The sequence below is a fragment of the Caldimonas taiwanensis NBRC 104434 genome (assembly GCF_001592165.1).
GTDB lineage: Bacteria > Pseudomonadota > Gammaproteobacteria > Burkholderiales > Burkholderiaceae_C > Caldimonas > Caldimonas manganoxidans.
Genome location: NZ_BCWK01000074.1, coordinates 1 through 1,222, shown reverse-complemented (window position 1 = coordinate 1,222; position 1,222 = coordinate 1). Strand labels below are relative to the sequence as shown.

Below are 1,222 nucleotides of genomic sequence, written 5' to 3'. Positions count from 1 at the left end.
GGGGAGAGGTCCTGCCGCGTGACCACGCCATCCGCCGTATGGGTGGGGTCGTCGCGCCAGTTGCCATCGGGCCAGACGGGCAGGCCGTCGAGCCAGAGATCGTCGAGCCGCCCTTCGTCGGGCAGCGGCTCGAAGGCCACCTGCGCGGTGACGCTGCCCGCATCGAGGCCGGGCACCCACTGCGCGAACTCGGCCGGCTCCACCGCGAGGCCCTCGACCAGGGGCAGGACGGTCGTGCCCGCGGGGACCGCCCGTGCCAGCGGCTCGGTGAGCCACAGCCGCTCGGGCTCCACCTCGGTGAGCGCCAGCACCTGCCAGCCCGTCTGCGTGAACACGATGGCGCGCAACGGCGCGTCCTCGCGCTGCAGCCCGCCCTCTTCCAGCCGGTAGGAAGCAGGCGCGAAACCGTGGCCGGCTGGTGCAAGGATGTCCAGCGCGAAGGCCCCGGTCTCAGCGGCAGCACCCAGCCGCACCGCATGTTGCGGCAGCGGCCACCACGCAGTCCTGCCCAGATGGTCGGCCAGCCACTCGGCCACCAGCGCGTCGCTCGCGCGCCCGTGGCCCACGTGGTAGGTCAGGAAGCGCCGCGGCACGCGCCGCTGTCCCTGCCGTGCCTCGTTGCCCGAGGCAAGCCGCACCACGCCGGTGGCCCATTGCAGGCGCTCGACCAGGGGCTCGGCCCAGTCGTGACGGAAGGCGAAGACCCCGCGTGGAGCCTCGGGCCAGGGCGTCTCGCCGAAGGCCTCCATCGCTTCTGCGACCATCGCCGCCGCGGCGGTGTCGCGGCGCAACACCTCGACGAGCAAGGCGGCGGCGCGCAGCGGCGGTGCGTGCTCCGCCAGCGTCTCGGCCCACAGCGTCGAGAGATGGGTGGCCGGTAGCGGCTGGGCCGAGGTCTCGGCCAGCGCCGTGGCGGCGAGCGCCCCGAAGGCCGCGCGCGAGATCGACTCGGCCCGTTGCTCGACAACGCTGACCCCCGGTGTGGGTTGGCCACCGACCTCGGCCACCACCTCAGGCACAAGCCGATCCGTCATGCCGACTCCAGCCCGAACTCGGCGGCGTTGAAGGCGCCTTCCGTCCACGGCACGTTGCCGTTCGGGTTGCGCTCGAACAGCGCCGTGTGCCAGGCCAGTTGCTCTTGCAAGTTGATGTCGCTGCTGACCGCCATCTGCGCGCCGCTCGCCACCAGCGCGCGCACGCGGCCGGTGCCCGCATCCGTCTT

The 1,222-nt window shown here is 73.2% G+C and carries 1 protein-coding gene and 1 pseudogene; both read right to left on the bottom strand.

Annotated features, from left to right (window positions below):
- On the bottom strand, positions 1–1,034 hold a 1,034-nt coding region (locus CTA01S_RS16165; protein WP_198150912.1), incomplete at its 3' end, for a hypothetical protein.
- A pseudogene (locus CTA01S_RS16160) lies at positions 1,031–1,222 on the bottom strand (hypothetical protein); the annotation flags it as partial. The gene CTA01S_RS16165 and the pseudogene CTA01S_RS16160, both read right to left, overlap by 4 nt.